Here is a 25,433-nt window from a genome sequence, read left to right as displayed (position 1 = left end):
CTCGGTCGTCGAGAGGATGCACGCCCAGCCTCACAGGCGCGAGGATCTCAGCGAGACCAGTCGCGATCCCGAAACCGTTGTGGAACGGCTTCGTTCCAACGGCACTGATCCAGCTTCCGTGAACGGAGCCTCCCCTCATCCCGCCGACATGACCTCCAGTCTTCCCAAGGCCCCAGGCATCATCCCCAGCCAGACGGCTCGGATCGAGGTGATCGGGGTTGGCGGCGGCGGCAGCAACGCGGTCAACCGGATGATCGCCTCCGACCTGCAGGGGGTGGGCTACCGGGTGCTCAACACCGATGCCCAGGCCCTGCTGCAGTCGGCGGCCCAGCACCGCACCCAGCTGGGCCAGATGCTCACCCGGGGCCTGGGCGCGGGCGGCAATCCTGTGATCGGCCAGAAGGCGGCCGAGGAGTCCCGCGGCGAGCTGCAGGAATCCCTGCAGGGGGCTGATCTGGTGTTCATCGCCGCCGGCATGGGCGGTGGCACGGGCACCGGCGCGGCGCCGATCCTGGCGGAGGTGGCCAAGGAGGTGGGGGCCCTCACGGTGGGCATCGTCACCAAACCGTTCAGCTTCGAGGGGCGCAAGCGTCAGCGCCAGGCCGAGGAGGGCATCGCCCGCCTGGCCGAGCACGTGGACACCCTGATCGTGATCCCCAACGACCGGCTGCGGGACGCGATCGCCGGAGCCCCGCTCAACGAAGCCTTCCGCGCCGCCGACGACGTGCTGCGCATGGGCGTCAAGGGGATCAGCGACATCATCGTGCGCCCCGGCCTGGTGAACGTGGACTTCGCCGACGTGCGTTCGGTGATGTCCGACGCCGGTACGGCCCTGCTGGGCATCGGTGTGGGTTCGGGCCGCAGCCGCGCCAGCGAGGCGGCCCAGGCCGCCATGACCAGCCCGCTGCTGGAGTCGGCCCGCATCGATGGCTCCAAGGGAGTGGTGATCAACATCAGCGGCGGCAAGGACATGACCCTCGAGGACATGACCACCGCCTCGGAGGTGATCTATGACGTGGTCGACCCTGACGCCAACATCATCGTCGGGGCGGTGGTGGACGAGAGGCTCGAGGGTGAGATCCACGTGACCGTGATCGCCACCGGCTTCGACAGCGGCGCTCCCTACCGGCACGAGCGGCCGGCGATGAGCTTCACCGATGCCACGCTGCTTCAGGGCGCCATCCCACCACCCCCGCCCGAACGCGAAGAGCGCGGCGCGATGATCCCGCCGTTCCTGCTCAAGCGCCAGTCCCGTCAGTCGGGAGAGTCCTGAGGGCCGCTGGCTCCCGATCGTCCCGTCCCACGGTCAGCCAGCGGCTGAAACCTGCGGCTGAAAAGCTGCGGCTGAAAAGGGTGACCCGGAGTCCACGCCTGCTCTGAGCATCCCGTGTGGCTGCTCCCTTCCGGTCCTGACCAGGTTTGGGCGTCAGGGCCGCGTGGGTCCGAGTCAAGTGGATGCTAGCAATGCCCTTTCACCGCCCCTTCTCTCCGTGCCCCTGCGCCCCGCGGATCTGGTGCGACGCAAGCAGGCCGGCCTGCCGGTCACGGTGCTCACCGCCTGGGACGCGCTGTCGGCGGCGCTGGTGGCCGAGGCCGGCGCCGATGCGGTGCTGGTGGGCGATTCCCTGGCGATGGTGGTGCTGGGTCACCCCACCACCCTGCCGGTGACCCTCGAGGAGATGCTGCACCACTGCCGCGCCGCGGCCCGGGGCCTGGCCGGCGTCTGCGCCGCGGGCCAGGAGCCCCTGCTGATCTGTGATCTGCCCTTCCTCAGCTACCAGTGCGGTGCCGATGAGGCCATGGCGGCCGACGGACGGGTGCGGAAGGAGACCCCGGCGGCGGCGGTGAAGCTGGAGGGGGCCGAACCGGAGACCCTGGCGGTGATCGACCGGATGGTGCGCAGCGGCATCCCGGTGATGGGCCATATCGGCCTCACGCCCCAGTCGGTGCACCGCCTCGGCTACCGACGCCAGGGCGGCGACGCGGCCGGGCGGCATCGGCTGAGCCGCGATGCCGAGGCCCTGGAGGCGGCCGGGTGCTTCGCGCTGGTGCTGGAGCACGTGCCGGATGAGCTGGCCGCCGACCTGAGCGGACGGCTGCGGATTCCCGTGATCGGCATCGGCGCCGGTGACGCCTGCGACGGCCAGGTGCGGGTGACGGCCGATCTGCTCGGACTCACGGCGCGCCAGCCGCCCTTCAGCCCGCCGCTGCTGCCGGGACGGGCGCAGGCGGTGGAGGCACTGCGCCACTGGATCGCCGCCCAGGGGCGGTCCGCTCATCCCACCAGCCGATCAGCTCCCGCAGCACCCCGTTGCTGAGGGCCAGGCCGGCCGGATCGGCCAGCCGCCAGCGCGGCCCCTCCTCCAGCAGCAGCCGGTCCGCCAGCCAGGGCTCCAGCCGCCGGCGCAGCTCGGCCAGGGCCTGCCTCCGCTCCGCGGGCGCGAAACCGGCAGCCGTGAGCAGCGCCGGCAATCGCACCCCCTCGCGGCGGCGCAGCCCCACCAGCAGCCGTTCATCGAGGGGCATGCCAGCGGTCGGCGCAGGGGCAGCGCCGCCCTGGCCCTGGCCGCTCTCCAGCCAGGCGGCATAGGCCGCGCGGGTGCGCGGCCGGGCCTGGCGCTCGCCCCAGGGGGCGGCGGTGGCCCCCATGCCGAAGCCCCACCAGCCGGCACCGCTCCAGTACACCCGGTTGTGGCGGGAGGCATGGCCGGGAAAGGCGTAGTTGGAGATCTCGTAGCGGCCGTAGCCCGCCGCCGTGAGCTCCGCCCAGGTGAGGTCCATCCGATCGGCGGCCGCATCCGCCTCGGGCAGCTCCAGCTGGCCCCGCTCCAGCCGGCGGGCGAAGGCCGTGCCGGGCTCGATGGTGAGGTCGTACACCGACAGATGCGGCGCACCGGTGGCGACCGCCCGACGCAGCTGCTGCCGCCATCCGGCCAGGCTCTCCCCCGGGGCCGCCTGGATCAGGTCCAGGCTCCAGCTGGCCAGGGCACCGCGGTGGCGGGCCCGCTCCAGCCACCCGGCCGCCTCGGCCAGGTCGGCGCCGCGGTGGCGCCTGCCCAGGGCCGCCAGCACGGCGTCGTCGAAGCTCTGGCCCCCCAGGCTCACCCGGGTGATGCCGGCGGCCAGGTAGCCGGCCAGGCGCCGCTCATCGAAGCTGGCCGGATCCAGCTCCAGACTGATCTCCGCCGCCGGCGCCAGGCCGAAACGCCGCCGCAGAGCCTCCAGCAGCTCCCCCACCTGGGCGGGGGTGAGCAGGGAGGGCGTGCCGCCGCCCAGATACACCGTGCTCAGCGGAGGTCCTGCGGGGGCGGCGGCGATCTCCCGGTGCAGCAGCTGCAGATAGGCGGCGATCGAGGCCGCCCCCGGCGCACCGGGCTGGCCGGTGGCCCGGTCGCCCAGGGGCACCACCGGGAAGTCGCAGTAGAAGCAGCGCCGGTGGCAGAAGGGGATGTGCAGGTAGGCGCTGCGCGGCGGCGGGGACACGTTCAGGTGCGGTTACCCCCGCCGGCCAGAGGCCCCGGTTTCAGGCATGCTGCCTGCCTGAGCGGACGGCACACCACGGTCGGCGGGAATGGTGGACTCCCTCATCCTGATCCTGTTTCTGATCTCCGGGGCCGCGGCGGGCTGGCTGGGGGTGGATCTGCTCCCGGAAGCCCTGCTGGTGCAGGTGAACAACCCGGAGGGGCTGCGCACGGTGCTGGCCGGCTTCGGGGCGTTCTTCGGGCTGCTGGCCGGGTTCTTCTTCGGCCAGCTGCGCAAGCGCCTGATGGCCCAGGTGCGCTCCATGCCCACCGACCTGCTGGTGAGCCGCGCCGTGGGCCTGATCCTCGGCCTGCTGGTGGCCAACCTGCTGCTGGCGCCGATCCTGCTGCTGCCGCTGCCCTGGGAGGTGATCTTCATCAAGCCCCTGGCGGCGGTGCTCAGCAACGTGTTCTTCGGCGTGTCGGGCTACAACCTGGCGGAGGTGCACGGCCGCACCCTGCTGCGCCTGTTCAGCCCCGGCAACGCCGAGGCCCTGCTGGTGGCGGAGGGGGTGCTGCGGCCGGCCAGCGCCAAGATCCTCGACACCAGCGTGATCATCGACGGCCGCATCCGCGGCCTGCTGGATTCCGGGCTGCTGGAAGGCCAGGTGATCGTGGCCCAGTGCGTGATCGACGAACTCCAGGCCCTGGCCGATTCCGGCAACGCCGACAAGCGCGCCCGCGGCCGCCGCGGTCTGAAGCTGCTCAGCCAGCTGCGCGAGACCTACGGCCGCCGGCTGGTGGTGAACAGCACCCGCTACGAGGGCAAGGGGGTGGACGACAAGCTGCAGGCCCTCACCGCCGACACCGGCGGCACCCTGCTGACGGCCGACTACAACCTGGCCAAGGTGGCCGAGGTGAAGGAACTGAAGGTGCTCAACCTGAGCGAACTGGTGATCGCCCTGCGGCCCGAGGTGCAGCCGGGCGACGAGCTTCAGCTCAAGATCGTGCGCGAGGGCAAGGAGGCCCAGCAGGGGGTGGGCTACCTGGACGACGGCACCATGGTGGTGGTGGAAGGGGCCAGCGACCGCCTCGGCGAGCGCCTGCCGGTGGTGGTCACCGGGGCCCTGCAGAACCCCACCGGCCGCATCGTCTTCGCCCAGCTGGAGCAGGGCCGCCCCCGGGCGGAGCGGGCCCCGGGCAAGCCCCGCTAGGCTCCTTCCCAGTGCCCGAGCAAGGTCTGCGGATGTCGGTGTCAGCCCCCTACTACGGCGATTCCGCCGTGCTGCGCACCCCGCCGCCGGATCTGCCCTCCCTGCTGCTCAAGGAGCGGATCGTCTACCTGGGCCTGCCGCTGTTCAGCGACGACGACGCCAAGCGCCAGATGGGCGTGGACGTGACCGAGCTGATCATCGCCCAGCTGCTCTACCTGGAGTTCGACAACCCGGAGAAGCCGATCTTCTTCTACATCAACTCCACCGGCACCTCCTGGTTCACCGGCGACGCCATCGGCTTCGAGACCGAGGCCTTCGCCATCGCCGACACGATCCGCTACGTGAAGCCGCCGGTGCACACGATCTGCATCGGCCAGGCCATGGGCACCGCCGCCATGATCCTCAGCGCCGGCACCAAGGGGCACCGGGCGGCCCTGCCCCACGCCTCGATCGTGCTGCACCAGCCCCGCAGCGGCGCCCGCGGCCAGGCCAGCGACATCCAGATCCGCGCCAAGGAGGTGCTGCACAACAAGCACACGATGCTGGAGATGCTGGCCGAGAACACCGGCAAGAGTGTGGAGCAGCTGGCCAGGGATTCCGACCGCATGACCTACCTCACCGCCGAGGAGGCCCGGGAGTACGGCCTGATCGACCGGGTTCTCACCAGCCAGAAGGACCTGCCCACGGCGGTGCCCGCCGCGGCCGGCATCGGCTGAGGCCCGCGAGGCCCAGGCCGGCGGCCCCACCCCGCTCTCTCCTTTTCCCCTCCTCTCCACCACTTCCCGCAGCCATGCCCATCGGCACCCCCAGCGTTCCCTACCGCCTGCCCGGCAGCCAGTACGAGCGCTGGGTCGACATCTACACCCGTCTGGGGGTGGAGCGCATCCTCTTCCTGGGCTCGGAGGTGAACGACGCCGTGGCCAACGCCCTGGTGGCCCAGATGCTCTATCTCGACTCGGAGGACAACTCCAAGCCGATCTACCTCTACATCAACTCCCCGGGTGGATCGGTCACCGCCGGCCTGGCCATCTACGACACCATGCAGTACGTGAAGAGCGATGTGGTGACGATCTGCGTGGGACTGGCGGCAAGCATGGGCGCCTTCCTGCTGGCGGCCGGCACCAAGGGCAAGCGCCTGGCCCTGCCCCACAGCCGGATCATGATCCACCAGCCCCTGGGCGGCACCAGCCAGCGCCAGGCCAGCGACATCGAGATCGAGGCCCGCGAGATCCTGCGCATCAAGGACATGCTCAACCACGCGATGGCGGACATGACCGGCCAGCCCTTCGAGAAGGTCGAGAAGGACACCGACCGCGACTACTTCCTCAGCGCCGCCGAAGCCAAGGATTACGGCCTGATCGACCGGGTGATCGCCCACCCCAGCGAGGCCTGAACCGACGGCATGCATGGCCTGGACAGCAAGGCACTCCTGAACCGTTTCGCAGCCGAAAACAACCTCGACATCGGCATCCTTGAGGGTACAAAAAGTTTTGCCGTTGGCCCAAACAACCACGATCGAACAGATCCATACCACTTCGATCTAGGAGGTCGCTGGCCAACGCCAGAACCTGGGTCTTGCAGCGACTTTTCTGCGACCACATCAATCACCGCCTTGCGCATCACCTACGGCAAGCGCTTCGCCAACAGCGTGATGCAGCTGAGCAATGCCATACAGATGGCAGGTTCACTGGGGGTTTCGCGCATCCACTTACCCAACCTCTGGTACGTCAAGCCTGGCAGCCATCTGATTGATGGGGAGATAGAGCTGATCAACAACGAACAACCTGACCTATCCCGCGACCAGCTCGTACTGTCTGGCAACTATTTCCGCACCGTAGCTCTCAAACCGTTGCTGCGACAACGGCTCAGGCATCGCCGGCTTCTGCGTGATGTCCGCAACCTGCTGACGCTTGACATCGACAGCCAAGGCTACGGCAACAATGATCTCGTCATCTACATCCGCTCAGGAGATGTCTTCAGCGGTTCCTCGCCACATCCAAGTTACGGCCAGCCACCCTTTGCCTTTTATCGCAAGGTTGTTCTGTTCCGCAAGCGCAAGTGGCAAACCGTGCGCGTTGTGTTTCAGGACCTTGGCAATCCGGTGATCGAACCGCTGCTGCAGTGGCTTCCCGACCACTGCCGTCAGATGATTCCAGTGAGCGGAGAACTCCGCGATGACTTGAGCGTGCTATTGAACGCTCGCAACCTCATCAGCGGCAAAGGAACGTTTTGCAGTGCAGTATCAGCGTTGTCCCGCCATCTCAGAACTGTTTACTGTTTCGATCGTGAATTCAAAAGCTGGGGCAACAAAAAGGTCAAGGCGTTGAGCTTCGCAGACCGAGCTGAAAATTACATTCGCCAGATCTACGCTGGCAACTGGCGCAATTCGCCCGAACAAAGGCGCCTGATGGTGAACTACCCTGACCACGCCATTCATGTAAGGGGACGAACCTGACCCCCATACAGGCCAAGACCGATGCGGGCCTACAGTGACCGTTTGCACCAAGACCAGTCTCGGATGGCCCAGCTCTTCTACGACGCCGACGCCGATCTCTCGCTGCTGAGCGGCAAGAGGGTGGCGATCATCGGCTACGGCTCCCAGGGCCACGCCCATGCCCTCAACCTCAAGGACAGCGGCATCGACGTGGTGGTGGGGCTGTATGAGGGGAGCCGTTCCGCCGAAAAGGCCCGCGCCGACGGCCTGGAGGTGCTGAGCGTCGGCGACGCCTGCGCCAAGGCCGACTGGATCATGGTGCTGCTGCCCGATGAGGCCCAGAAGGCGGTGTACGCGGCCGAGATCGCTCCCCACCTGAGCGCCGGCAAGGTGCTGAGCTTCGCCCACGGCTTCAACATCCGCTTCGGCCTGATCCAGCCGCCGGCCGATGTGGACGTGGTGATGATCGCCCCCAAGGGCCCCGGCCATACCGTGCGCTGGGAATACCAGAACGGCCAGGGGGTTCCCTGCCTGTTCGCCGTGCACCAGGACGCCAGCGGCAAGGCCCGCGACCTGGCCATGGCCTACGCCAAGGCGATCGGCGGCACCCGCGCCGGCATCCTCGAGACCAACTTCAAGGAGGAGACGGAAACCGACCTGTTCGGTGAGCAGGCCGTGCTCTGCGGCGGCCTCTCGGAGCTGGTGAAGGCGGGCTTCGAAACCCTGGTGGAGGCGGGTTACCAGCCCGAGCTGGCCTACTTCGAGTGCCTGCACGAGGTGAAGCTGATCGTGGATCTGATGGTGAAGGGCGGCCTCACCGCCATGCGCGATTCGATCTCCAACACCGCCGAGTACGGCGACTACGTGAGCGGTCCGCGCCTGATCACCGACGCCACCAAGGCCGAGATGAAGCGCATCCTGGCCGACATCCAGGACGGCACCTTCGCCCGCAACTTCGTGGCCGAGTGCGAGTCCGGCAAGCCGGAGATGGCGAGGATCCGCGAGCGCGACAGCCAGCACCCGATCGAGCAGGTGGGCAAGGGTCTGCGCTCGATGTTCAGCTGGCTGAAGAGCGCCTGAGCCGAGCGGGTCAAGCCAGCCATGGCTGAGGCGCTGGAGCCTTTCGGGGTGGGTTCCCTACCGGGAGCCCACCCTTTTTTGCTGCCCCTGGCCCTGGTGGCGCTGGCCTGTGCTCTTGACCGGCTGGTAGGCGATCCCCGCTGGTGCCCCCACCCGGTGGTGGTGATGGGCTGGGCGATCGGCCGGCTGAGGCGGCCGGCGGAGGCCTGGGCCGGGGATCGCCCCTGGGCCCTGCGCCTGGCCGGCGGGCTGATCACCGTGGCGCTGCTGGGGGCCAGCGGCCTGGCGGGCTGGGGTCTGGAGCGCCTCGCCCTATACAGCTGGCGCGGGCTGGCAGGTGGAGCAAGCCGCTGGCTGGGCGCGGGCCTGCTGGTGGTGGGCCTCGCCAGCAGCCTGGCCGGCCGCAGCCTGGAGCAGGCCGTGACCGCCGTGCTGGAGGCACTGGAACCTGCGGCCCGGCCCGCGGCCGCCCCCGATCTCGGTGAGGCGCGGCGGCGCCTGGCCTGGATCGTGGGCCGCGACAGCGGGGCCCTCGATGCCGCCGGCATCCTGCGTGCCCTGGCGGAAACCGCCAGCGAGAACGGGGTCGACGGCCTGTTCGCGCCCCTGTTCTGGATGCTGGTGGGAGCCGGGCTCTGGGCCGCCGGCGGCTGGGGCCTGCCGGGTCCGCTGGCGCTGGCCTGGGGCTTCAAGGCCGCCAGCACCCTCGATTCGATGCTGGGCTACCGCCGCGGCCGGCTCACCTGGCTGGGCACCGCCGGCGCCCGGCTCGACGATCTGCTGGTGTGGCTGCCCTGCCGCCTCACCGCCCTCAGCCTGCCGCTGGCGGTTGGACGTCCCTGGCTGGGGCCGGCACTGCTGCACGCCGCCTGCCGCGACGGCCGTGCCGATCCCTCCCCCAACGCCGGCGTGTCGCAGGCGGCCTACGCCCACCTGGTGGGCGTGCAGCTGGGGGGCGTCAACCACTACGGCGGCATCCAGCGCATCAAGCCGCTGCTGGCCGCCGGCCAGCCTCAGCCCGACCGGGAAGCGGTGCAGCGGATGCTGGCCCTGAACCGGCGGCTGGTGCTGCTGTGGCTGCTCGGCACATGGCTGCTGCTCGGCACGGCGGCATTCATCACGAAAGCTCTCAGCTGATTGCCCGCCCGCGCGCCTCTGCCGAAGCTGCTCTCGGGTGTTGGGTCTGATGCCGATTCGCGAACTTCTGGAAGAAGCCCTGAGCGAGCCAGAGATCGGAACGACCGAACGGTTTCGCTGGCATGCCACCCCGGTGGGCATCGCTGCCCTCTGGAGCGCCGGTGCGGCGCCGTCCTCCCCTCCCTTCGAGGATGCGCTCAAGGAAGGGTTGCAGGTGGGGCTGGACCTCAGCCGGGAGGAGCGGGAATTCCACCAGCTCAACTCCGGCCTCGTGCTGCTCTTCCACTCCTGAGGCGCCGGTGCTCCGGCACTCAGAGGCTGCCGTGCACCAGGCTCCACTCGTGCAGGCTCCAGCGCACGCAGCCGGCCTGGATCAGGGGATCGCTGCGCACCAGGCGATCGGCCTGGGCCCAGTCGTCCGCCCGGAACAGCAGCATGCCGCCGGCCCCATCGCCCGTGCATCCCTTGCGGTCAGCCCAGTAGCCGCTGCGCGGATGGTGCCCCTCCCGCCCGAGTTCGGCCAGCCAGGCCAGGTGGGCCGGCACCACCGCATCGAAGCGGTCCTTGGAAACGATCCCCTCCTCGAGCTTCACGTACCAGGGCATCGGCGCGGTGGCAGCGGCGGTGTGCGGTAAGTCTGGATGCCTGGCCGGAGGCCCGCCACGGGCATGGGATCAGCTGCACGCCGCACGGGGCTGGTGCTCACAGCCGCCATGACCGGCGCCATCGCCCTGGCCTCCGGGGTCTGCAGGCCGGTCCGGGCCGGCACCGGGCCTGTGGCACCGCCGGCCCAGCTGCGCCTGAGCCTGCCGGCGGTGTGCGAGCCCGACGACCCGGCGGCGCGCCGGGACGGCCTGGGCACGGTGCTGCGGGGGGTGCTGGAGGTGATGGGGGCTTGGCAGTGCGGCTGGGCCATCGACCCGCCGCGCTGGAGCGACTGGACCCTGACGCTCTGGGGAGGCGCGATGACCCAGGGCAACATGGAGGAGAGCCTGCGCCTGCGCAACGGATTCCGCTCCGAATACCTGGGCGGCGTGGGCGTGCAGCGCACCCTCTGGCGCAGGCGACGCCTGGGGCTGATTGTCGACGCCAACCTGATGGCGCACGATGCCGTGCAGGGAGCCACCACCCCCGGCCAGAGCTTCGGGGAAGGGACGATCGGGATGGGCCTCAAGGCCTACCCCAGCCGTTGGCTGTCTGTTGCCGTGGTGGAGGGGCTGTCGCTGTACACCAGCCGCAGCCGCCTGCAGCTGGACCGTGGCGGGAACGGCCGGCAGCTGGTGAACTACCTGGCCTTCGAGGTGGATGCCGAGATCAACCGGCAGTGGTCTCTGGTGGGGCGGCTGCACCACCGCTCGGGGATTTTCGGCACGCTCGACTGCATCAAGGCCTGCGACAACAACGCCTACCTGGTGGGGGTGCGCTATCGCTTCGGCCATCAGGAGGCCGACGCGGCAGGCCCCCCTGCCGACGAGTCCGTTGGAGGCTCCACTGGGGAGGAGAACAGCGCTGAGGAGCGGCAGGGGCTGCCGGAAACAGAGATGGCGCCACGCCCGGGCGTCGACGAGCCGCAACCCGTGCGAACACCGGGTGATGACAACCCGTGAAGTCTGTAGTGATCCCTACAGAGAGAGGCATCGGCAACGCCCTTGTGTGGACCCAAGACTTCATCGCTCTCCCGGCCTGCTCCGATGTTGATCCCCCAGCCCGCCAGTTCGAGCCCAGCCGTCGAGGACTCTCCGCCACCGGCGGCCCGCCCAGGCACTCCGGCCCCGGTCCAGCCGCCGGCCATGATCCCCCTGATCTGCCTGCGTGACTGCGAGGCTCCCTACCGCGGCCGGTGGGTGGTCTACAACAACGGCACCAGCAATGGCAGCCACCACTACTGCGCCATTCACCACCTCAAGAGCGCCAGGAAGGCAACCCCTGAGATGCTTGAAGAGCGCAGCCTTTCCGGCGAGGATGAAACCGCTCGCTTCGTGCGCCACCTGATCCTGCACGGCTGGTCGATCTACGAGATCACGGACGCAATCGCGGCATCCAAGGTGATCTGAAGCAGGAACTGCAGACGGCAGTCATCACATGACTGCCCATGCATCACGATGCATCATCACAGCTGACCACTGGGAAGCGAAGACTCACAATCCAAAGCTGTCGAAACCGGCGGCATTGGCAATCTGGGTCACGGCGTTGCTGGCGAGACGGCCGTTGGTGCGGGAATCAGGATGGATGGAGTCGACGAAGCCGGGAGATCTCACGGATTTCCAGGCTTCGATCCCGTCGACGGCAAAGATCCCATTGCGGGTGCTTGAGTTGTACTTGCGATCCAGTCTCCGGTTCACCGAAGCACTGATCTGATTCACGAAGCTTCTGAACTCACTGCGCAGAGATCCGCCGAGCAGTGGCACCTTGTCTTTGAAATCATTGGACAGAGATCGAATGATGGGAATATCACTGAGTGGAGCCGGGCCGAAGACAACCGCTTCATCGTAAAGCCCAGTGATTGAATCAAGGGCAGCATCAATGTTGCCAACGATCCTGGAGGCAACCTTGTTGGCGAGGCGTCGATTGTCGCTGCCACCCGGTGTGACCAGCACCCGTGTGATCGGATCGCGGTTGGATTCGAGGAAGTCGAAGATGTCGTTGCTGCCGGCGCTGATGATCACGTCCAGATCGCTGCCGCGCGGCAGGAACCGGGCGGCGCTGGCCAGGGTGGAGGCCTGTCGGCGCAGTCCGATGTCGAAGTTCCGCAGTCCGGCGAGATCGGATCCGCGGCGGCCCGAGGTGGCCCCGGCGTAGGCAAAGTTGAACACCTGGGCATTGGGATCCTTGCCGCGCAACCCCTGCCGCAGCGGCTGATCGGAGAGGTTGATCAGCTCGGCGGAGCGCAACCGGGCCGGCGAGCTCCGGCTGCCGGCCCCGAGCTGGCGGACGATCTGCTCGCCGAGCACGAAGCCATCGGAAGCCTTCACCTTGCCGCCGCCGGCATAGCGCTTCTGGCGGAATGGAGCGGGCTCACCCAGAAACGCGGCGGCCTCGCTGAGGTTGCCGAAATCCAGGGTGCTGTCTCCCAGGAAGGCGAAGGCTGTGGTCACGGCACTCGGGAACGCCGATTCATCGTGCAGCCCGCCCGGATCGCGCACAAGGAGGCCGGGCCTGAATCTGGACATCGCCGCAGGGGCAGGCGGGGATGCGGCGTCGGCAGCAACGGAGAGGGTGTCCGTCAATATGGGTTCAAGAGTGCTGATACCGCAAGACTTCTCAATGGCACTAGGGCGGTGCGTGACCGTTCCAACAACACTTCCATCAACACCCAAGGAAACCTCAGGGGACGCCAGGGGACGAAGAGGGAAGAGCGAGTGTGGCGCCAGGACAGTTAGACAGGTGTCACAGCACGGGCATCATCCCTTAATAATAGAAAGATGACAGGAACGCAGATACCCTTGAGGAGGCAATCCACCAACACCTCCAACAACACATATTTGAGACAACAGGGGACAACCTGGGACGAGACAACAAAGCATTGCAGTCAAAGAAAAAGACAGTCCCCGGCGAAACTGCTCCCAAGCAAAAACTCACGACGCTGGCAATTCTGACCGAGCAGTACTACTTCTATATTAATAATCAAGAATTCAGGTTAATCGGTAGAACAAGAGGAGGAAAGTCACCCTCCGGCAGCAAAGTCCGTGAAGAAAAGACTTACTTCACGATCCAGAGTGGTTTACTATGCGACTAATCAATCAGAATGTCCTGATGAACAATCCTCTCTGGATGCTGCTTCCCTGGACAATCTTTGCGATTGCCGCAGGGATGAAGTTCTGGCGTCTCACTGCCTTGTTCCGAAAGCACCTGGGCAACGCCACAACCGGCACTGATCGCTTCCGGCAGTCGCTGGAACGGATCTGGCAGAAAGATGAGCAGAGGGCGTGATGGAGCACCTGAACTGGGGATACATTCAACTGGGTCTGGTTGCCCTTGCCTTCGCTGCTTTGCAGATCTGGTGGATCGGCAGCGTGTTCCTTCGCAGGCGAAATCTGGCAAGACCCATGAGTGGTAATGAGTTTCGGAAGACCCTAGAAAAAATGTGGTCAAAGAAGTCCTAAGTTCCAAGTCACTACTTGCTAAACACCTTCCAGATCCACCAAGCAACCACTGCCACCAGCACCCAAGGAATCAGCGATCTGAAGACCAGCAAGACCACCAGAATGACCAGTCCGGAAACGGCAGTGCGTTTTGTGAGTGCTTTTGCGTCATCGGTCATATAGCGCCAACGAGGAATCAGAGGCATGAGCGGATACCACCTAGAAATCGTGCACGGCAAGACTAGGAACACCTGAGAGACCGAGTGCCTCTTCGCATTCACCCACCAGATCCGAGAGATCCTTCAGCAGTTCCAGCACCTGGGCGACCTGCTCGGATCTGCTTTGTGCGCTCAGGGTCAAAACCGTAAGGCGGGTGCTCAGATCGTCCTGAGCAAGCAGGACGGCAGTAGCAAGGTCTGGAACGGGAGCAGCAGCAGCAAAGGGCATGGGTTGAATGCGACTGCTCTCAGTGTTGACACATCTGATCCGGAACGATTTGACAGAAGACCTCAATATAAAGACAAGAGCAGACCTGTGATTACAGAGCAGCATTATACACAGCACTGTTGTTGATATGTGCTTATAGCAGTGACTGAAGCACGGAATAGTTCTGAATATATCAGACAGTATATTAACTCATAGAAGTACACGGTCTAAGCAAGCATCAAGTACGGCAGCATTGCTGTCCGGCACTGGGTTTAGCGGTAATGGTCAGGAGGGTGTTGAGCACATACAGGGTTGCGCTGTCTCACAGAGTCGGTTGCTCAAAGGGTGTGAGGAGACTACACTTGCCCTAAGAGAACCGTTCTCAGCGGATTGAATAGGGGAAGACACGCATAAAGAGACAGTTGCAGAAGTGGCACATTGGCGGTTGCCGGCACACGAGGTTTGTGATATAGTTTGGAGACCAAAAGGGGCAATTTGCCTCAAGTGGGCGGAAGATAATACCGTTTAGAGAGAATCTAAAGAATATTTTCCCTTGATCCGGGGTTACAGGGCAAATTATCCTATATTTCATAAAGACTATGGTTTTAAAAAATTTATGTGCATACACAACGGTCAAGATTCCGACCGTAGTTGATGGAAGAATCCAGAATAAAGAGTTTAAGAAAAGACTCTATCTATGGAATCTAAGCATTCCCGAAGAAATCTGCGTCTCAGAAGCAGATATTTGCAAGTATCTGAACAATCAGGAAATCAAGGGGGAGAACGGAATTCATGTTGATCGTGTATCAATTATGAATAATGTTATCCCGGATTTTGTTCTAGATTATAAGAAAGAATGTACGCGAGGAGGCAAGACTAAAGACTTCAAATGGTTCGACCTTAGAGAAGCGGCAAAATATAACGATCATGCTGCCACATTGCTTGAGGGTCTAAAGAGTTACAACGAGCAGCATTGCTTGCCTGCTGCTCGTAACGGGCACTGTCGCAATTCGTCAGCGTATGCTGATACTGCTATTCCGTTACAGGAATTGGAGTGGGAACTACAGATATCAATAGTTTTCATAATATGTGGTTTGTGTAATGGACATGTTTCAGGATTAGGGATTGACATTGAATCCTCTAGATGTACACAGATTTCTGGGTATAGTGGTTATCTAAGATACTTAGCGAGAATAGTGCTCGCAAATGCAGATTGGTAAGTTGTGGAAGATTGGATGCTAGTGCCGAACTCGTAGGCGTGATGGACACCCATAATTATAAGCACTAGTCAGATAGAAAGTAAATATTGGGTCCATCATCTAGTCATATTGTCCTTTGCAAGTATGCCTATGAATTAAATAAAGGTTTTGCCTATCATGGATTTGACCCTGTACGTTAACCGCGCCCTTGTCCTTACGGATGAGGGCGCCTTTTATTGGAAGAACAGAAGTCAAGAATGCAGAAATACGACAAAAAGGATCAGGCAGTTGGAAAGTGCATCGGATGACGCCTATCCGCTGCACAATCAGGTGAGGTTGGGCAAACTGGTAAGACGATCCAGATCCCCAGTGACCGACTCAGCGACCTTTACGACCGTCCAGGACAAGGACGAGGACCTGGGGGAGTGTGGTGACCGAGATCTTGACGTCTCTAGCATACATTGGGGACAGATATGGACCTCAGAAATGGTTGGGGAGCAGTGCAGAAGAAGGGAGACCATGAGAATGGGAGCATTGGGCAGTCGTTACGTATCAGAGTCCAGGCAGAGATTGCATCATAACATTTCCAGCGCATATTGAATGGAGGATGACAATGCAAGAACTTAACAGGTATCTGCGGAGGATTGAAGAGAAGCGGAAGATTGGGGGAAAAGAGTTAAGTTACAGAAGTGAACTTGAAAGTTTGATAGAGTTACTTGGCGGCAAAGGTATAAGGGCGGTAAACGATCCCGCCCACATTGAATGCGGTGCACCAGATATTCATGTATACAGAGAAGGCGTGATTATTGGATATATAGAATGCAAGGATATAGGGCATAACCTAACCTCATCGCTAGAGTCAGAGCAATTGAAAAGATATCGAGAAGCGTTACCGAATCTAGTCTTCACTAACTATTTAGATTTTATATTAATAAGGAATGGGACCGTAGTTCTTCACGCAAACATAAAGCAAGATGAATCGGAGTGGGAGACTCTCATAAACACTTTTCTGTCGTATTCAGGCAAAGGGATATCAAGTGCCAAAACGCTGGCAGTTAATCTTGCTGGTAAAGCACGCCTACTAAAAAGCAGTATTAAAATAGCATTCGAACGAGAAAACGGAGCAGGCAGACTATCAACGTTATATCAGACATATAAAGAGACGCTAGTATCTAATCTTGATGCTAATCGTTTCTGTGATATGCAGGCGCAAACTGCTGTCTACGGTCTGTTTGCTGCCGCTATTAATGCAAGCAAGGATGGAAAGTTAGTGACTAGACAGAATGCGTTATTTGAAGCAATGAATCCATTCTTGCGTGAATTACTAGCGCAGGTAGCAGGATACAATGCTGACAAGAATACTGTGTGGATATTAGATGATATTGTCTCAACGCTAAATGCCTCAGATCTGCGTCGCATAACAGAAGGATTTAGCACCGGAGATCCACATAGCGAGACAATACTACACTTTTACGAAACCTTCTTGAGTGAGTATGATCCGGACCTCAGAGAGAAGACAGGCAGTTATTATACTCCAAAACCAATTGTGAGATTTATATGCAGAAATATTAATCTTATACTTAAAGACGTGTTTAGATTTAAAAATGGTCTTGCAGGCGACTTTGGATCAGGAATTCTCCAGCAACCAATAATTCTTGATCCTGCTGCAGGGACAGGTACATTCCTGCTTGAAATAATCAGATTAATCTCAGGGGAGGTTAAGAATGAAGGAATGGAAGGAATTTGGGATAGTTATATTCGTGAAAACATGGTCAAACGTCTCTTTGGTTTTGAACTTGAGTGTGCACCATATACTATTGCACACTTATTGGTAAGCGCACAACTGGGTCTTGACGTACATCCAGATGAGGATGCCAGAATTGGCATATATTTAACTAATAGTCTCATAGCGCCAGAAGAGTCAACCCATGGTTCGATCTTTGCACATGAAATTGCGCAGGAGACTATAGGAGCAGAAAGGGTAAAGTCAAAGGAGGATGTGATGGTAGTAATAGGTAATCCTCCATACCAAGGGCATTCTCAGACAAATACGGCGTGGATCAGAGGACTCGTAGACGATTACAAAAAGGGATATAGTGAATTATCAAAACCAGGTCAAGCAAAGTGGTTAAATAACGACTACGTAAAGTTTATTCGTTTTGCCCAGTGGAGAATTGAAAGAACGGGCAAGGGAATAGTTGCCTTTATCACGGATAATTCATATTTAGATAATCCAACGTTTCTTGGGATGAGAAAGAGTCTGTTGTTGACATATGATAGTATCTATATAATCGATCTTCATGGGAATCAAAAGAAGAAAGATAAGACAAGTGAAGGTATGCGCGATGAGAACGTATTCGTGGGTGTCGGACAAGGGGTTGCCATTACGCTCTTTATCAAGAAATCGGATGAATCAGATGGAGGTTCTGAGAACCATGATGCAAAAGTCTATTATGCATCTATTAAAGGAAAAAGGGAAAGAAAATACAATGATCTTATGGAATCATCCCTCGACGACTTTGATTGGAAGATATTGAGTCCTTCTCAGGAGAATCGATGGTTATTTGTACCAATCAATGAAAGTAGTTCACAGGACTACATGGGATTCCCATCGTTGCCATTTATATTTAGTGGTGCCGGCAGTCCAGCGCCAGGACTAGTTTCGACTCACGATGAATTCGCGTTTGCATTAACGCAGGATGAACTAGTCGAGAAGATCGAGTGGTTTCTGGAGACAAAGACAGAAGAAGAAGCAAGGCGACGTTTTCGACTTTGCTCAACCAATCAGTGGAACTATGTTAATGCGAAGAATAGTTTATGCGCTAAAGACTGGAAAAGCATGATTGTCAGGGTGTTGTATAGACCGTTTAATTTCCGCTACACGGTCTTTGATAGCAGTGTAGCAGTTCACCGACGAGAACGTGTTAATAGTCATCTGTTGTGTCCAGGAAATCTTGCTCTTGTTACAACAAGGCAAACAAAGGATAACTGGGGGTGCGCTATAAGTGATTGCGTTGTCGCCCATAAAGCATTTGCCAATTATGATATTAACTATGTTTTCCCTCTATATAGCAATAAGTCGGGTTTAGGAGTAAGTCAATCAGTAAGTTCTAGTATTCAAAGGAGTAACCACTATGATAAGAGGTTCATAGAAGAGATCCAGAAACTGTATGGCGTTAGTTTTGACTGCACGCCACTAGATTGGGGTTTAGAGCGTCCCATGCATAGGGAGGTAATCCACCCAGAAGATATCTTGTTCTATATATTTGGGTTGTCCCAGTCTCATCTGTTTAGGGAGAAGTATGATGATCTGTTAAAAAGAGACTTTATGCATGTATTTCTCGTGGACTCATATGAGGTTTTTGGCAGGATAGTAGCGGTAGGTCACGAATTAGCATGTTATCACTTAAGGAAGAAAGACTGGGGCAACCTGCCAAGTTTTGAAGGAAGCGGAAACAATACAATTGTTAACTATAAATCAGAAGGTCAAAGAATATATATCAATAAAACACAGTATCTAGACTGCGTTAGCGAGGAACTCTTAAGCGCAAGGTTTGGAGGGTACTATCCTGTGAAGAAGTGGATACTGGATAGAAAAGGTAGAACACTATCATTTTCAGATGTACTGGAGATGCGGAGTATTATTGGATGCCTGGACGCATCAAGGGTTGCCTCGCTATCCGTAGACAACATCTTGTCGGAATACACTAGTGAGTTCTAGCGTCATATTCTAAGTTAACTAGGAGAAGGTGGCAGAACTCTCCTTGCTCATTGCTTCTCAGAGAGTGGCAATCCCATCAAGAAGATCTGATATCATTGAATGGTCAAAGAAACCCAAAGAGGTTCAGACCATGCCTTCCGACACTTCCACGATTGATCTGACCACGCTCAGAGTGGTTCAGGACTCCTTGGTTACAGCAGTTCGGGAACGATCCTCTCGGTGGCAGACAGAATCCACCACTGCTGCTGCCGAAGGCAAACTCATTCACGCCCTGGTGCTGGAGCACTGGGCGGATGCTGCTGCGGTCATTGCAGGCATCATCAGCAGCGAGTGTTCGTCTCTGTGCTCCGAGACATTGACCGCGCGATTCGGAGCGATAGAACCCGTGCTGCTGGAGGGTCTGGTGATCCAGGAGGAACGGGCATCCCCAGAGAAAGTGTCCACTGTTCTTCCCGTGACCTGAACGATCAATCTATAATTTGGATTCCGAGGGGCAAGAGATTCAAAGAAATCCGCCCCTCAAACTCTTTTACTCAGAAACCCACTCAGAGGTTCAATCATGATGCATTCGCACCCTGCTGAATCTGCCAGTCGTTTCATGCAGACTGAAGACACTTAGAGAATCAGCAATGGCAAAAGAACATCCTGATGCACCGAAGCAGTTTGGCATTCGCCTCTCATCAGAGGTGATGGAACTGGTATCGGTGATTCAGGAGCAGCGACGCCATGATCAACAATCATTCACTCTTGCTTCCATCGTAGAGGATGCCATCACGGCGTACTACGACCTTCTGGTGGAGCGAGGAGAAATCAATGACAAGGCATGACACCGATCAATCCACAAGACCTTCGGAAGGTCCTGGAAGCGCTTCCAAAGGAACGTGAGGATCCATTCCCTCACCTTGCCTTTCTCACGCCTGAAGGACTGCTACAGAGGCGTGTGGAGGTCTCAGAGCAACTCAAGGTGCTGGAGCAGGAGCGTCAGGCGATTGACGAGGAACTCTCCACCACCTACTCACCCGCTGAACTTCGTCGTGGGATTCGTGTCCCTGGTGGATGCATCCTGCGCCAACGAACCCGAACCAGTTGGCAGTATGCCCCTGAGATCCGAAATGTCATTCGTGCCATTCAGAAGGATGCTCAGGAATCCGGAGAAGCGACCGAACTGAGAACGACCTATCTGGTCCTTACGCAAGAAGACTTCTGATTTTTCTGGTATAATTCTTCCTAGAAACCCATAGAGGTTCAATGACCACACTTACGACTCGCAACGGATCTTCCGCACCCGTCAGGTTCACACAGAAGTCCACCGAAGAGACTCTTGCGGAACTGAATCGTCCGATTGATCCAAGGCACTTCAGAACTCGCAAGCAAGGCGCGATCACACTGACCTATGTCCCCTGGGCGATTCTTGCCAAGCACCTTCATCATCGTGCTCCTGGGTGGTGCTTTGAGATTCAGGCGGTTCAACAGATCGCTGATTCAGTTGTAGTCACTGGGAGGTTGAGCATTCCAACTACGGATGGATTGCTTCATTTCAGTGCGGTTGCCTCTGAACCCCTGAACGGAAAATCAATGGCACCGAAAGTTGAAACCGCTGCATCTTCCTGTTTACGCCGCGCATCTGCACTTTCTGGACTTGGACTTGACCTTTGGTGTGAGAGTTGAAAATGGAAAACGAGAGCGAAGAAGAACTCTGTTATGCCTGGGAGATTGAACTCTTTGATGAAGATGGAGATCTATGGATTGCAACCATGCTGAACATGATGCTTGCGCCTATATGGGAGCAGATGGAGGCGATGCCAATTCTTATGGAGTTGCCATTGGAGGTGATTCTTGATGAGACTTAAATGGCGAGAAGAGGAATCAGACTGATTCCCCCCTTTCAACCTTGACGCTATTGCAACTGAGAGCGGTTTGCATTATGCATTGAGTTCATCAGAGTGATGACGCTTGCCGGTAAGAATGCTACGGTAAGGAAAGAGTAGAGGTTGCAGGAGGAGATTTGTCTCGTGTCCAAGGGGCATGAGGTTGAATTGATAACCTGCATCAAATTCAATGACGATTACCAGGACAGACAGCGCCCTTGCATCCATTCTCCCAGCATGGCACGACATGCTTACTGAGTGGTCTGTCAATGGATCGCTGAGCGCAGCAGCACAAGAAGCACTGCTGCTGGACGATGAACCCCAGGAACTGACGAATCTGATCGGGCAGTGGTCAGCAGGAGATTTCAGTGCCCTACCCGAAATCGTCCTGCTCTCCAATGAGGACATTAGTGGTGCTCTGGGTGCCTATGCACTTAGCACCGGCAAGATCTATCTCAATCGGGACTGGTTGGCAACTGCATCACAAGATCAGGTGATTTCGGTTCTCACCGAAGAACTTGGACACCATCTGGATGGTTTGTTCAATGAGGTGGATACTGCAGGTGACGAAGGAGAAGTATTTGCACGACTTTTGCATCATAGAAAGTACACCCGACATGAATCCGATAGCAGTCTATACGCAGATGATATGGTCTTGTTGAGAAGCGACAATGGAGATACGCTTATTGCCGAGGCATCGTCAACTCCAATTATTTCAAATGGCATCTTTAACACTCTTGACGGTTGGACTTCTTACGTAAGTACGCCATACACTGAGGTGTCTCGGTTAGACCTTGGCACCCCAGAGTGGGTCTCAAATACATTTAGCGTCCAACCAACATGGGTTGGGGACGGACAAGAACCTATTTGGGGAGGGGATGGTTCGGCACTACGTCTAAGTATTAGACGAACACAAGGAAACTATGGGATAATTGGATTTAGGACAACGTTTGAAGTTGTAGAGAGCGGGAATTATGTTGTTGATGCATACACGGGTAAGTATATGTCATCTCAACCTTCGTCATCATTTGAGGACGACGGAGACACACGACTTCTTGTAAACAATGTTTTACTTGATACATGGTCTACAGGAAACCTTAATTGGAACACTTACGTCCACGGCAACCTAGAGGGTTCAATTTATCTTGAGGCGGGAGTCCATACTCTTAGTCTAGAACTAGGAGGCAATATCACGTCTGATGAGGAGGGTATTTATGCATATTTTGATAATGTTGCAATTGCTCCTTTGGTTCAGGATGATGGTCAAGGGGTTGCAAGTCAGATAACCTCATCAACTCCAGGCATATATGAAGAAGGAGTCACACTCTTTGCGCCAGAAGTGACAGGTGATCCCGATGGTGATTCTGCAACCCCTAACTATCAGTACCAATGGTTCCTGGGCGATGCGGAACTCCCTGGTGAAACTGGAGCATCTCTTGTTATACCCAATGATGGATCTGGCACCTACAAGGTGGCAGTTACCTATACAGATGCCGAAGGAAATATTGCTACTGTAGATTCTGCCCCACAGGATGTGCTACAGGTTGACAATGGTCAAGGAACTGCGGGTGTAATTATATCGCATCCGCCTAACTATGGTATCTTTGAGGAAGGTGTCACACTAGTTGCACCACCTGTGTTTACTGACCCAGACGGTGATTCCGCCACCCCGAACTATCAGTATAAATGGTTCCTGGATGACTCAGAGATCGTCGGTGAAACGGGGTCATCATATGCAGTACCCAATGATGGTGCTGGCACCTACAAGGTTGCACTAACCTACACGGATGCAGAAGGAAATATTGCAACCGTTGAAACTCCTGCTCGTGATATCCTAGAGGTTGATAATGGTCAAGGCACAATAGGTGTAATCACCTCATCAGATCCGGGTGTGTTTGAAGAGGGAGTCACCCTTAGTGCTCCAGCAGTTACGGGAGATCCTGATGGTGACTCTGCAACGCCGAACTACCAGTATCAATGGTTCCTTGATGGCGTTGAAATTGCTGATGCAATCAATCAGACTTATCTAGTTCCTGGCAATGGAGCAGGGACTTACAAGGTTCAGTTACAATATACTGATGCACAAGGATACACAAGAGTCCTTGAGACAGCAGAACAGATTGTAAGTTCTGTCTTTGACATTGCAAGCGCATCCAGAAATGATCCCAACATTCTGATATCAGGACTCTCACAACGCCTTGGAACTGGTAACACCGCGAAGATTGAGAGTGTCACTACAGAGAGGGTGAATGTTAATCCCGACAAAGGAAAACCAATTTGGGAAGAGCAAAAGACCTATACACTGATTGACTCATTCACAGATGTAGATGGCATCACCTTCACTGGAGGAGACGCTGCCAACAACATCAGTGGAGCAGGTGATCTAAATAGCACCGATGGATTAAGTCGTCCCGCCTTTGATGGTCAACTGATCATTAAGGGTGAATTGGGAACCGATTCCATCACAGGTGGAACCTATCGGAATCTTCTTCAGGGTGGTGGAATCGTCGCCCCAGGTGGTGATGCCACAGGATTGGTTGATTCTCTGACTGGCACCACTGGTGCTATTGATGTGTTTGATCTGAGAACCAGTAACTATCTAGACGATGCTTATGCTGCTGCAAATTCTGGATCTGCCCGCATCAGCAACTTTACGGTAGGTGAGGATTACGTTCTTATGGCAAATGATGGATTCTCTACCACTCGTATTGAGACAACTTCAGGCAAGGGGAAAAAGAAGGTTACAACCTACACCTTTGAAATTCGCTCAGGTGATGAACTGGTTGCAACCATTGCCTCTCCAGACTTTACAAGTGCCTCAACGGCATCAGATTTGAGATTGACTGTATCCCCGAATGATCCAACTGCGGTTCTGTTCGGGACTCAGCAAGAGCAATTATTCTTCTAAACCACCCAAAGCAGCAAGGTTCATTAGATTCTTGAGGGGCATTCATTGCCCCTTTTTTGCGTCCTGCCCAGTCTCAACATCCCACTTCGCAACCTGCGCCCCATTCGGCACCCCAGATTTGCGGATTGTACGGTTGTCCGACTTGACAAGATTATCAATTTTCTATATAGTATTATGGGAAGTGTACGCGAAATTCCGGAGGACAAAACTTAATACAATCAAATCGGAAGATCATAAGGCAGAGGTTTTGTGTTTGAAAGAGGCGTAAATACTATAGATTTGCTGGGAAGGGTCTGATCCGCAGAGGACTAAGAAGTATCTTCCACTAAGGAATTCAAATTCTTCATAAGTCTTTCAATCACAAGAACATCAGAATTAAGGAAGAATCAGAATTAAAGTATTCAAGAAGAATCATTCTAGATTCCTTTCTGATTCAATAATCAATCTCTTGGATTTCTTTTTATATCATCTTCAAGTTTAATCTATACAAGAATCTCAATCATTTATATTCTGGCGGGTGAGTGAAATCTGCTTCCAGCACTGACCTCACAGCAGATGAGAAGTCACTCCTGGATTGCATTCAGTCTCTGCCATTGAACTCAATCTCAGTTATAACATCCTTTTAACTTTATTCATAAGGAGCATATCATATGTCAAATCACAAAGAGGGTTGCGAACGAAGTGAGCAACATTCACGAGCAAAGCGAGTGAATTCATTAAGGAATCATAGACACCTTTGGAATTCACAAAAGGGTCTTGATCCCATCAGTTACTCTAAGATCACCAGAGAACTGATCAACTATCAATTCTCTAGAGTCTTTAAACCTCATTGGTTCGGTACGATTCAATGGCAACCTTTTATCCTAAATTACTCAGAGGCAGAAGCAGAAGCAAGACACTTTAGAAATAAACTTCTATGTGCCCTTCTTAATGTAAAACCCACTAAGATTCCTGATCCTGCAGAAAGACCAAGAATAATCTGGTTTCATGAAAAGAAATTAGTCAATATCAATCCTTCAAATTCCAAGAATCCTCGTTTCAAGACTGTTTACCGTACTCCTCGTTTCAAGACTGTTTACCATACACACTTTCATCTTGGCAAGTGCCCCGATCAGTATAATAGTTTTGAATCCCTATACTTACTCATCGGCGAAAAGGTCATTAAAGGTTTTCAAAGAGTTTCCAAAAGCAAATCAGAAGGCAATAAGGGTTTCGTTCTGAAACCATGGATTGAAATAAGACACCAGAACTACAATCTAAAAGACTATTACCGCTATCAGTTCTCTCAAGATGCTGACCTTGTTCTGGACTATGAGAACTCTGATCTATTGTTTCCGCCAAACTAAATAGTAGTGAACCTGAGGCATCAGAACAATATGCAACATCTTCATTCATCAGACTCCAGGGTGATTAGTTTATTCTTCAATACCAGGCACCTTCAAACCCTTGAGCAGTTTGAGTTCTTGGGTAAGTCTCTCGGTTTCTCAAGAACCCAAACCTTGGACTACCTTTTGAACTTTCATAATCGTCATCACTCCAACAAGATGTGTATTCTGGGCGATTCTATGAAGTCATATAGTCGCCCGACCATTGGAAATCTATCATAACCCAACCAGCAAGTAGAACATGAACATTCAAGATCAATACGAGTATCAGAAGGAACCGTCACCACTACAGTATCATCTCTATTCTGATGTCTTTAATCATATCTGTAGTATTCCTCATGAGAGTCTTCCGGACCTTGGATTCTCGTCTACAGATGCCGCTCTTGATTGGATTGAAACAATATTCTTGATTGCCGAGTAGAAATCACTTCAAAAATCTCCGCTCATAAGAGACTTCCTTTTCTCTCCTGTACCTCAGGATGCATACACTCCTGAATGAATAGTCACATCTCTAGAAT

22 protein-coding genes, 1 other RNA gene and 1 pseudogene are annotated in these 25,433 nt (G+C 56.7%); 18 read left to right on the top strand and 6 right to left on the bottom strand.

The window, feature by feature from the left end:
• Positions 1–148 precede the first annotated feature (148 nt).
• Positions 149–1,273 carry a cell division protein FtsZ gene (ftsZ, locus tag KBY90_RS00825; RefSeq protein WP_254966502.1) on the top strand — a complete coding sequence of 375 codons (1,125 nt, stop codon included), beginning with the start codon at positions 149–151 and terminating at the stop codon, positions 1,271–1,273.
• Between the two features lie 79 nt (positions 1,274–1,352).
• Here ftsZ and ffs read toward each other — a convergent pair.
• Positions 1,353–1,449: signal recognition particle sRNA small type (ffs, locus tag KBY90_RS00820), an RNA gene on the bottom strand.
• A 47-nt stretch (positions 1,450–1,496) separates the two neighbouring features.
• Here ffs and panB point away from each other — a divergent pair.
• Positions 1,497–2,318, top strand: a complete 822-nt coding sequence (gene panB / locus KBY90_RS00815) for a 3-methyl-2-oxobutanoate hydroxymethyltransferase (protein ID WP_315858698.1) — start codon at positions 1,497–1,499, stop codon at positions 2,316–2,318.
• A gap of 742 nt (positions 2,319–3,060) precedes the next feature.
• Here panB and KBY90_RS15130 read toward each other — a convergent pair.
• Positions 3,061–3,405 (bottom strand): annotated as a pseudogene (locus tag KBY90_RS15130) (radical SAM protein); the annotation flags it as partial.
• A 166-nt stretch (positions 3,406–3,571) separates the two neighbouring features.
• On the opposite strand from KBY90_RS15130, the gene KBY90_RS00805 reads away from it, so the two are divergent.
• The 7 genes from KBY90_RS00805 (at position 3,572) to KBY90_RS00775 (ending at position 9,618) form a co-directional block, all read left to right on the top strand.
• Positions 3,572–4,675, top strand: coding sequence for a PIN/TRAM domain-containing protein (locus tag KBY90_RS00805; RefSeq protein WP_254966500.1), 1,104 nt, complete (start codon positions 3,572–3,574; stop codon positions 4,673–4,675).
• A gap of 32 nt (positions 4,676–4,707) precedes the next feature.
• On the top strand, positions 4,708–5,391 hold the full coding sequence (locus KBY90_RS00800) for an ATP-dependent Clp protease proteolytic subunit (RefSeq protein ID WP_254966499.1): 684 nt from the start codon (positions 4,708–4,710) through the stop codon (positions 5,389–5,391).
• Between the two features lie 74 nt (positions 5,392–5,465).
• Positions 5,466–6,068: an ATP-dependent Clp protease proteolytic subunit gene (locus tag KBY90_RS00795; RefSeq protein ID WP_254966498.1), complete on the top strand. Its 603-nt coding sequence runs from the start codon at positions 5,466–5,468 to the stop codon at positions 6,066–6,068.
• A gap of 9 nt (positions 6,069–6,077) precedes the next feature.
• Positions 6,078–7,130 carry a hypothetical protein gene (locus tag KBY90_RS00790; protein ID WP_254966497.1) on the top strand — a complete coding sequence of 351 codons (1,053 nt, stop codon included), beginning with the start codon at positions 6,078–6,080 and terminating at the stop codon, positions 7,128–7,130.
• Positions 7,131–7,193: 63 nt separating this feature from the next.
• The gene (gene ilvC / locus KBY90_RS00785) at positions 7,194–8,189 is read left to right on the top strand and encodes a ketol-acid reductoisomerase (protein WP_254966496.1); all 996 of its coding nucleotides are present in this window, start codon (positions 7,194–7,196) and stop codon (positions 8,187–8,189) included.
• 21 nt (positions 8,190–8,210) lie between these two features.
• A complete protein-coding gene (locus KBY90_RS00780) occupies positions 8,211–9,326 on the top strand; it encodes a CobD/CbiB family cobalamin biosynthesis protein (protein ID WP_254966494.1) in 1,116 nt (371 codons plus the stop codon).
• A gap of 49 nt (positions 9,327–9,375) precedes the next feature.
• Positions 9,376–9,618, top strand: a complete 243-nt coding sequence (locus KBY90_RS00775; protein ID WP_254966493.1) for a hypothetical protein — start codon at positions 9,376–9,378, stop codon at positions 9,616–9,618.
• 19 nt (positions 9,619–9,637) lie between these two features.
• Here KBY90_RS00775 and KBY90_RS00770 read toward each other — a convergent pair whose 3' ends face one another.
• The gene (locus KBY90_RS00770; protein ID WP_254966492.1) at positions 9,638–9,931 is read right to left on the bottom strand and encodes a YciI family protein; all 294 of its coding nucleotides are present in this window, start codon (positions 9,929–9,931) and stop codon (positions 9,638–9,640) included.
• Between the two features lie 63 nt (positions 9,932–9,994).
• On the opposite strand from KBY90_RS00770, the gene KBY90_RS00765 reads away from it, so the two are divergent.
• Both KBY90_RS00765 and KBY90_RS00760 read left to right on the top strand, forming a co-directional pair.
• Positions 9,995–10,933, top strand: a complete 939-nt coding sequence (locus tag KBY90_RS00765; RefSeq protein ID WP_254966491.1) for a hypothetical protein — start codon at positions 9,995–9,997, stop codon at positions 10,931–10,933.
• 183 nt (positions 10,934–11,116) lie between these two features.
• Entirely contained in the window at positions 11,117–11,380 is a 264-nt protein-coding gene (locus tag KBY90_RS00760; RefSeq protein ID WP_254966490.1) for a hypothetical protein, read from the top strand.
• An 84-nt stretch (positions 11,381–11,464) separates the two neighbouring features.
• On the opposite strand, the gene KBY90_RS00755 is transcribed toward KBY90_RS00760, so the two are convergent.
• The gene (locus KBY90_RS00755) at positions 11,465–12,553 is read right to left on the bottom strand and encodes an SGNH/GDSL hydrolase family protein (protein ID WP_254966489.1); all 1,089 of its coding nucleotides are present in this window, start codon (positions 12,551–12,553) and stop codon (positions 11,465–11,467) included.
• Positions 12,554–13,079: 526 nt separating this feature from the next.
• Here KBY90_RS00755 and KBY90_RS00750 point away from each other — a divergent pair.
• A complete protein-coding gene (locus KBY90_RS00750; RefSeq protein ID WP_254966488.1) occupies positions 13,080–13,256 on the top strand; it encodes a hypothetical protein in 177 nt (58 codons plus the stop codon).
• Positions 13,257–13,440: 184 nt separating this feature from the next.
• On the opposite strand, the gene KBY90_RS00745 is transcribed toward KBY90_RS00750, so the two are convergent.
• Complete coding sequence (locus KBY90_RS00745) at positions 13,441–13,587, bottom strand: hypothetical protein (RefSeq protein ID WP_254966487.1); 147 nt, start codon at positions 13,585–13,587, stop codon at positions 13,441–13,443.
• 40 nt (positions 13,588–13,627) lie between these two features.
• Entirely contained in the window at positions 13,628–13,855 is a 228-nt protein-coding gene (locus tag KBY90_RS00740) for a hypothetical protein (protein ID WP_254966486.1), read from the bottom strand.
• A 1,785-nt stretch (positions 13,856–15,640) separates the two neighbouring features.
• Here KBY90_RS00740 and KBY90_RS00735 point away from each other — a divergent pair.
• From KBY90_RS00735 to KBY90_RS00710, 6 genes are all read left to right on the top strand, one after another.
• Positions 15,641–18,754, top strand: a complete 3,114-nt coding sequence (locus KBY90_RS00735; RefSeq protein ID WP_254966485.1) for a type ISP restriction/modification enzyme — start codon at positions 15,641–15,643, stop codon at positions 18,752–18,754.
• Positions 18,755–18,782: 28 nt separating this feature from the next.
• A complete protein-coding gene (locus tag KBY90_RS00730; RefSeq protein ID WP_254966484.1) occupies positions 18,783–19,217 on the top strand; it encodes a hypothetical protein in 435 nt (144 codons plus the stop codon).
• Between the two features lie 166 nt (positions 19,218–19,383).
• On the top strand, positions 19,384–19,581 hold the full coding sequence (locus tag KBY90_RS00725) for a hypothetical protein (protein ID WP_254966483.1): 198 nt from the start codon (positions 19,384–19,386) through the stop codon (positions 19,579–19,581).
• Positions 19,578–19,961: a hypothetical protein gene (locus KBY90_RS00720; RefSeq protein ID WP_254966482.1), complete on the top strand. Its 384-nt coding sequence runs from the start codon at positions 19,578–19,580 to the stop codon at positions 19,959–19,961. Before KBY90_RS00725 ends, KBY90_RS00720 begins: the two co-directional genes overlap by 4 nt.
• Before the next feature lie 463 nt (positions 19,962–20,424).
• Positions 20,425–20,604 (top strand): hypothetical protein, encoded by a 180-nt coding sequence (locus KBY90_RS00715; protein WP_254966481.1) that lies wholly within the window; start codon positions 20,425–20,427, stop codon positions 20,602–20,604.
• Positions 20,605–20,869: 265 nt separating this feature from the next.
• A complete protein-coding gene (locus tag KBY90_RS00710) occupies positions 20,870–23,530 on the top strand; it encodes a hypothetical protein (RefSeq protein ID WP_254966480.1) in 2,661 nt (886 codons plus the stop codon).
• Positions 23,531–25,433 lie beyond the last annotated feature (1,903 nt).

It is taken from the genome of Cyanobium sp. CH-040, from assembly GCF_024346135.1.
GTDB lineage: Bacteria > Cyanobacteriota > Cyanobacteriia > PCC-6307 > Cyanobiaceae > NIES-981.
Note: the sequence above shows the minus strand (reverse complement) of the source record. Positions and strands in the feature narration are given on the sequence as shown.